Consider the following 1,351-nt stretch of genomic DNA (forward strand, 5'->3'; position numbering starts at 1 on the left):
GATCAAGGTCATCAAGCGCAGGGCCTACGGGTACCGTGACGAGGAGTACTTCTTCCTCAAGATCCGCGCCGCGTTCCCCGGAATTCCGCGATGAACCAATTTTTTTGACGATAGTTCCATTGCCTTCGCGTGCGTTCGGCGAATGCGGCCTTGTCAGGAACCGCTTCTTTCGCTTGTCGGTAGATATCAGCGAGCTCTCGATCCGAAGCGGCAAGTTCCGGATCATGGCAGATCAGGTATTCGGGAATCGAGTTGGCCTTCGAGCAATCGAAACTCGTTTGCTGCGCAATTGATTCCGTCTGCGAAGCTTGCGTCGTCGATTGCGCCGAAGTCGTCGCCGCGGTATTGGCGGGCGGAGCGGAAACGGGTTGCGGCATCGATGGCGACGACTGGCCATACGGTTTCAGTTGGCCCGATAGCGCGTCTTCCAGCATGGCGCCTATCAGCGAATTCGGTACAACGCGAATGGTATCGGTTTTGAGAACCGTCGCGGCGGACATGCTCTGCACTTTCGCAAAATTGCACGGCGCCTGGCATGTCACGCGCGTCGCATAAGTTTCGTTATCCGGATCAAGCATCAGCAACACGTACGTTCCGTCTCGAAATCCGACATAACGCATCATGACGAGAGGCTTCGTTGCTCTGCCGCTGCGAACGTCGTCCTCGCTCAAGGCCGGCTCGTAGCCATACGTACCGTCTTGCTCCATTGCGTATTGGTGAGAAGGCAGCGCGGGCGCAGCGATCGGCGCGGGAGGCGGGGGCGGCGCGTTGTTGGAACTGCTCGCGGACGCCGGCTGTTGCGGGCTTGCCGAAGCAGTGGGCGTTTCCTGCTTGCTCGAGTGGTTGCAAGCGCCAAGCGTCGCCGCCAATAGGCACGACAGCACCGAAGTTCTCATGGCTCACCCCGTCGTATTGTGTTGGTTCTCGTGCCGCCGACAACGTGATTGCCTTTTGATTTTAGTGCTACGCCCGGCGCCGGCAGCGAGGAAAATACGCACTCGAGACGTGGCCGGAGGAAATGAAACTCACTCAACAATTAACAATCTTTCACATTCCTCGGCAGCCGGTTCGACATCGTCAAACACCGCCAAACTTGCCTCGGCGTTTCTCCTAACTCCGTCCTTCTCGTCATACTGACAAGCTTTTCCGAGCCGCTCTGAAACACAAGATGCAAAAGTTACGGCTGGTTGCAAAAGGGTAAAAGACGAACACTCATCCGCTACGTATCCTTCGCACACCAAGACAATGGTTGGGGGGGTGCCCCTATGTTGTTCGTCAAGCGTTAGGGGCCGACTTGGGTTGGTAAATGGTTCCGTCGCGCAGCATGGCGAACAGGACGTCGCAGCGTCGC

The 1,351-nt window shown here is 57.2% G+C and carries 1 protein-coding gene; it reads right to left on the reverse strand.

The window, feature by feature from the left end:
- Positions 1-56: 56 nt before the first annotated feature.
- Entirely contained in the window at positions 57-896 is an 840-nt protein-coding gene (locus X946_RS05865) for a lysozyme inhibitor LprI family protein (RefSeq protein WP_235363994.1), read from the reverse strand.
- Positions 897-1,351: the final 455 nt, after the last annotated feature.

It is taken from the genome of Burkholderia sp. ABCPW 111 (assembly GCF_000773065.1).
Taxonomy (GTDB): domain Bacteria; phylum Pseudomonadota; class Gammaproteobacteria; order Burkholderiales; family Burkholderiaceae; genus Burkholderia; species Burkholderia savannae.